The sequence below is a fragment of the Collinsella tanakaei genome, from assembly GCF_021531055.1.
Classification (GTDB): Bacteria; Actinomycetota; Coriobacteriia; order Coriobacteriales; family Coriobacteriaceae; genus Collinsella; species Collinsella tanakaei_B.
Map to the genome: position 1 here is coordinate 213,655 of NZ_JADYTL010000005.1, position 6,000 is coordinate 219,654.

Genomic DNA, 6,000 nt, shown 5'->3' on the forward strand with positions numbered 1-6,000 from the left:
CGTGCGCGTCGGCCTTGAGCGGGCGGCGCGCACGGTCCGTCGCCCGGGCGGCACGTTCCGCTCGGGCGATTTGCACGTATTGGAAAAGGGAAGGAGCGCTATGCTCGAAGGCCTCTTCGATCCCAGGCGCTGGGAAATCACCATGAGCGAGATGCCGAGCCTGTGGGAGGGCTTCGGCTTCACGCTGCAGGTGGTTGTCGCCGGCCTGCTGCTCAGTTTGGTGCTCGGCACCATCCTGGGCGTCTTCTCCACGACGCATTCGCGCGTGCTGCGCCTGATCAGCCGTATCTACGTGGAGTTCTTCCAGAACACCCCGCTGCCCGTGCAGGTGTTCTTCTACTACATGGCCGGTCCCCGCGTGCTGCAGATGATCACGGGGGCCGACGGTCCGGTGCGTATCTCGGCGTTCGCCATCGGCGCGCTCGGTGTGGGTCTGTACCATGCCGCGTACATCTCCGAGGTTATCCGCACCGGTATCGAGAGCGTGCCGCGCGGTCAGATGGAGGCGGCGCTGTCGCAGGGCTTCACGCGTACGCAGTCCTACGCCTACATCATCCTGCCGCAGACGTTCAAGGTCATCCTGCCTCCGCTGTGCAACCAGGCGCTGAACCTCGTCAAGAACACCTCGGTGCTCGCGCTCATCGCCGGCGGCGACCTTATGTACAACGCGGACAACTTCGTGTCCACCTACGGCTACCTGCAGGGCTACATCATGGCCTGCGTGCTGTACTTTATCATCTGCTTCCCGCTGGCGCTGCTGGTCCAGTGGCTCGAGCGCCGCTCCAAGCGTCGTCCGCGCGCCAAGAACATTCCCGGTATCACCCCCGAGCCCGCGAAGGAGGCGTAGAGCATGGAAATTTTCACCCCGGCAAACGTCTCGTTCATCATGATGGGCTTTCTGAAGACCATCGAGATCTCGGTGCTCGCCATCATCTGCTCGGTGATCCTGGGCACGGTGCTGGCGCTCGTCAAGCAGTTCTGCACCGGCAAGCTCAGCATCTTCAAGTGGTTGGTGAGCGCCTATATCGAGCTGTTCCGCTGCACGCCCAATCTGCTGTGGATCCTGTTCATCTACTTCACGGTCAAGGGCGACGACGTCTTCATCTCGGTGCTGGCGTTCACGATCTTCACGTCCGCCGTCATGGCCGAGATCATTCGCGGCGGCCTGAACTCCATCCCCAAAAGCCAGTTCGAGGCGGCCAAGTCGCAGGGCTTCGGCTTTTTCTCATCGATGCGCCTGATCATCCTGCCGCAGACGTTCCGCACGATCATCCCCGCGCTGTTCAGCCAGTGCACCACGGTCATCAAGGACTCGTCGTACCTGGCCGGCATCAACGTGATGGAGTTCATGTTCAGCGCGAAGGTCGTCATGGGTTACACGAGCGACCTCTCGCAGGTGCTGTTGCTGTACGGCTTCGTGTTCGCGCTATACTTCATCTTGAACTTCGGCATCTCGCTGATCGTGCGCTTCTACCAGCGTCGTCTGGTGTCTGCGTAACCGCGTCGGGGGATTGTTGCCGGGTTGCGGGACCGTTGTCGGAACGGTTGCGCGCTCGGCGGATTGGATGGCACCCATGCCTAAGAAGAACGACAAGAAGGCGGACGTCTCCAAGCTCCTCGCTCAGGATATGTACGCCAACGACGCACTCGGCGCCCCCACCGAGGAGGGCGATCCGGAGTATCCGGTGGTCATCACCATCGCGCGCGAATACGGTACGGACGCGCACGAGATCGGCATCGCGCTGCAGGAGCGTCTGGGGATTCCCCTGTACGACAACGAGCTGCTGATCCGCGCCGCCCGTCGCTCCGACACGGTGGTCGAGAAGGTCGCGCCCTACGACGAGGCGGTCGCCGCCGAGATGATGGCGTTTCTGCCGGATCGCTTCGACGCCCGCACCATGGCGGATAAGCTGTTCGAGAGCCTGCGCCAGGTGATCTTGGACGTGGGCACGAACGAGTCGTGCATCATCATCGGCCGTCTGTCCGATTACATCCTGCGCGACAATCCGAATCTCATCAATGTGTTCGTGACGGCACCGCTCGCCGAGCGCATCGAGATCGTTCGTGCACGCCGTGGCGTGTCCGAGCAGAAGGCGCTCAAGCTGATTAAGAAGATGCAGCGCAACCGCGAGCTGTTCTACAAGCGCTACTCGGCCGGTAAGACCAAGCTGCGCCTGCACAAGGACCTTATGGTGAACCGCGCGCTATTCGGCGTCGAGGGCTGCTGCGAGATCATCTCGAAGGCCTACGAGGTCAAGATGCGCGAGCTCGGTAGGATGTAAAGTGCAATCTACGTTTTTGGCGTGAGAAGGGCCCGCCTGCGGTGGATATGCGCACCACAGACGGGCCTTTGCATGGGACGGGATCGCGTATGGAATCGGCTCGGTGCGTAATTTCACCCCAGGGGTTTTGTTACACCGGGCAGCCCTTGGGCTGCCCGGTGTAACAAAACCCCTGGGGTGAAATTACGCACCGAGCCCCGTTTCACGCACATGTCACGCGGACATGAGGTTCACGACGAGGATGGCGACCTGCGGCATGAGGGCCGAGGCATAGATCACGCGGAAGATCTGCAGCACGGCGATCTTGGCCAGATCGGCACCCAGATCGCCGGCGATGAGCGCCATATCGCTCGCGCCGCCGGGCGAGGAGGCGAACAGCGCGCTTTTCATGTCGAGCATACCGGTTTTGGTGGCGATGACCGAGAACGTGTAGTTCACGACCATGTACATCGCCATCATGAGGATGACCGGGCCGATGATCGTGTTGAGATGCGAGATGGTCTCGGGCGTCACGGATGAGCCGACCAAGCTGCCCGCCAGCACCTGGGCGACGCGCTTGATCGTCATGGGCATGGCGCAGGCGTCCGTGAAGATGTTGAGCGCAGATACGACGACGAGCGAGCAGACGAGCGAGCCGGCGGGGATGCCGCTCGCGTAGCCCACGGCGCCGCAGATCAGGGCGATAACGAGGGTGAAGACGGTCTTGCGCTGCTGGGTGTCGATAAAGCGGTCGAGGAACGTGGGGTTGGCCGTCTGCGTCATGTCGAGCGAGGGACCGGAGCTCTCCTCATCGTCGATATTGCGCGTCATGAAACCGACCCAGCTGGGCAAAAACGCGAGCACGGTGGCCAAGCGCAGGGTCTGCATGATGGCAACGGTGCTCGCATCGGCGTCAAGGTCCATCGCGATCAGCGAGACGTCGGCGATACCGCCGGCGACGCATGACAGCAAACCGGTCATGAGGTCCCAGCCGAAGACCACGTGGAAGACGATGCCGAGCGTGATGGTGTTCACGGTGAGCAATGTGATGAGCAGGATCAACGGCTTGATCATGTGGGGAACGTTGCGGACATCGCGCTTGGAGATGGACAGGCCGATGAAGGCGCCGGAGATGCCCTGTGAGATGGCCTTGATGGGGGCGGGCATCTCGGCGAACCCCGTGAAGGCGCTGACGATGCCGACCGCCAGCATCGAGCCGATCATGGCGGGAACAGGGATGCCGATACGGCGTGCGACGATAAATCCGATAATGGCGACGACCAGCGTCACCAGAATATGCATCAGTTCCACGGGACCTCGCGAACCTCGTTGTGCGTATGAATACTTGATATATCAACTATAGTATGGGCGGCAAGGGACTGAGTCCGAAGCGGTGGAAGAAAAAAATACACAGTGAGTACAATCGCGTGAAATGCCGTCAGATGCCTTTGCATACAACCCATCAAAAAAGAGGACGCGCAAAGCATTCGGCCGAATTGCGCGCTAGTAGTGGATGACGTTGCCGGCCTTGCGGATGCGTGCAAGCACGGGCGCCGCCTCGTCACTGGTGAAGTAGTCGTAGGTGGTGGAGGGAACGAGCGCGCGGACCGTCTCCATATCTCCCTCCTGCAGCGCACGGCGTACGGTCGAGGCGCTGATCGGCGCGCCGTCGCGCTCGATGCGGGGCACGATGACGACCTCCACGCCGATACGCGGAAGCTCCTCGCACATGACGCGGTTGTACACGCCGGTCACCTGACTCGTGGGCTCCTCGCCCACGAAACGGCGGGTGACGTCCAGCTCGGCGGCGATCCGTCCGAACACGGCGATGTCGAGCCGTGCATGACCCTCGTTCACCGCGACGTCGTCCTTCAGGAAGTAGCTCGGGAACGTCGCCGACGAGATGATGTAGGGGCCGGATTCGTGTACCACGACGTTATCCAGATCGGCAACGCCCTCGCAGATCAGGCGCTTACGTACGGCGAAGGGCACGAGGCTCGCATCCTCGCTCACCACGAACAGGTGCAGCGTGTCGACCGCCGCCGCAGCGACCTCGATCAGATGGCGATGGCCCAGCGTGAAGGGGTTGGCGTTCATGACCACGGCACCCGCGGTTCCCGGGCGACGGGTCGCGGCAAGACGGCGCAGGTAGCCCGAAAAACCATCGGCGCGGTTCTCCAAAAACACGAGCGTCCCGTCGACGCGCGCGATCTCCTTAAAGCCCAGATCGCAGAAGAACTTGGCGGAATCGACCTTCGTGTACACGAACAGGTGGACGTTGCCGCGCTCGTACTGCACGTCGATCAGGTGCGTGATGAGCTTGTTCATGAGCCCTTCGCCCTGGTAGCGGCTGTCGACGGCAAGGCAGCGTAGCGTGTTGCCAAAGCAGCTGCCCGTGGCGATCACGTTCATGTCGTCATCTTGGATCGCACAGGTGTAGTCGAGGTTCCCATCGCGCTGGATGCCCTCTTTCTCGAGCAGCGCATCCACCTGCGACATGGTGTAGCGATCGGTGGGCCAGACCTTGGAGACGGTGAAGTCGAGCATGGGTTCCTCCGTGTGCGATCGGATAGCTTACGCGTTGTCGGTGTGGCCGTACTGCGCCTTGATGATCTCGATGAGGGCTTGGACCTGCGGCAGGCGCTCCGACTCCTTTTGGCAGTCGATATACATGCGGCGAATGAACGGCTCGCCGTTGGCGAAGGTGCAGGGACGGATGCAGCCGTCGAAGTCATCGAGCACGATCTCGGGGAGCAAGGCCCAGCCGATACCGCGCTTGACGAGCTCCTGGCAGGTCATAAGGTCGGTGACGTTGATGCGGTTCGTGTCGTTGGCGAGGTTGTTCTCGTGCAGCCAGCGCGTCATGAGCGCGGTCTGAGCCAAATCGGTGGTGTGGTTGATGTAGGTGAGCTCCGAGAGGGGGACCTGCTCGAGCTCGTGGGTGCATACCGCGCACAGGCGCTCCTGCGCCAGCAGGTACTGCATGCCGTCCCAAGGCAGCTCGCCGCGCAGAACGGCCAGATCGAGCGCGCCGCTCTGTAGGCGCCCGTGCAGGTCGCTGCTCTTGCCGATGGAGATGTCCAGGTGGACGAGCGGATAGCGCTCGTGGTACTCGGCGATGACGTCGGCGAGGTGGACGAATGCGTAGTTGGTCGAAAAGCCCGCACGCAGCGTGCCGCAGACCTCGCCCTGCGTTGCTCCGAGTTCTCGGCGCAAAAGGTCGAGTTCATGACGTACCTGCGCGGTGCGACCGAGGACGAGTTCACCTTCGGGGGTAAAGCGGACGCCCTTCCGCGTGCGGATGATGATCTCGCAGCCAAGCTCGCGCTCGATGGCCTTGATGCGCTTGGAAAGGGCGGACTGGGTCAGGTAGAGACGGTCGGCGGCATGGGTGATGTTACCGCACTCCTTGAGCATGTGCAGGAGGGCGAAATCCTTTTCGTCCACAGCGAACCTCCAACGTCCAACGCGTATGTGTTTCTGAGATGTTCTTGAGCTAGGAGGGATAAAACATTCCGGTCGTTCATACGTGATAGTAACGGGCCGGTGTGAAGAGCTTATGCGCCCTTGGGCGCAAAGCGGGCTTAAATTAAGCCAAATAGCAGGAAGAACAGCGAAAGAACAAGGGTGCGGGGAGGGGCGGCGGCGCAGACGTGACGGCGATGCGACTGTTTGGCGATTACCGGAAGGAATGGATAACGATAGCTAGAATGAATGTCGCTTCTTGCAATAAAGGCTC

6 protein-coding genes are annotated in these 6,000 nt (G+C 61.5%); 3 read left to right on the forward strand and 3 right to left on the reverse strand.

The features are described 5' to 3' along the window. Nucleotides 1-100: 100 nt before the first annotated feature. The 3 genes from I6E04_RS06565 to I6E04_RS06575 all read left to right on the forward strand — a co-directional run bounded on the left by I6E04_RS06565 (nt 101) and on the right by I6E04_RS06575 (nt 2,282). Nucleotides 101-847 (forward strand): amino acid ABC transporter permease, encoded by a 747-nt coding sequence (locus tag I6E04_RS06565; protein ID WP_235422386.1) that lies wholly within the window; start codon nt 101-103, stop codon nt 845-847. Between the two features lie 3 nt (nt 848-850). Beyond that, nucleotides 851-1,498 carry an amino acid ABC transporter permease gene (locus I6E04_RS06570; protein WP_235422387.1) on the forward strand — a complete coding sequence of 216 codons (648 nt, stop codon included), beginning with the start codon at nt 851-853 and terminating at the stop codon, nt 1,496-1,498. Between the two features lie 76 nt (nt 1,499-1,574). Further along, nucleotides 1,575-2,282 (forward strand): cytidylate kinase-like family protein, encoded by a 708-nt coding sequence (locus I6E04_RS06575; protein ID WP_235422388.1) that lies wholly within the window; start codon nt 1,575-1,577, stop codon nt 2,280-2,282. 213 nt (nt 2,283-2,495) lie between these two features. Here the strand turns inward: I6E04_RS06575 and I6E04_RS06580 are convergent, their stop codons facing one another. The 3 genes from I6E04_RS06580 to I6E04_RS06590 all read right to left on the reverse strand — a co-directional run bounded on the left by I6E04_RS06580 (nt 2,496) and on the right by I6E04_RS06590 (nt 5,708). After that, complete coding sequence (locus tag I6E04_RS06580) at nt 2,496-3,563, reverse strand: AbrB family transcriptional regulator (RefSeq protein ID WP_235422406.1); 1,068 nt, start codon at nt 3,561-3,563, stop codon at nt 2,496-2,498. Nucleotides 3,564-3,764: 201 nt separating this feature from the next. Then, entirely contained in the window at nt 3,765-4,808 is a 1,044-nt protein-coding gene (gene citC / locus I6E04_RS06585; RefSeq protein ID WP_235422389.1) for a [citrate (pro-3S)-lyase] ligase, read from the reverse strand. 27 nt (nt 4,809-4,835) lie between these two features. Further along, the gene (locus I6E04_RS06590; RefSeq protein ID WP_235422390.1) at nt 4,836-5,708 is read right to left on the reverse strand and encodes a LysR family transcriptional regulator; all 873 of its coding nucleotides are present in this window, start codon (nt 5,706-5,708) and stop codon (nt 4,836-4,838) included. Between the last annotated feature and the right edge of the window lie 292 nt (nt 5,709-6,000).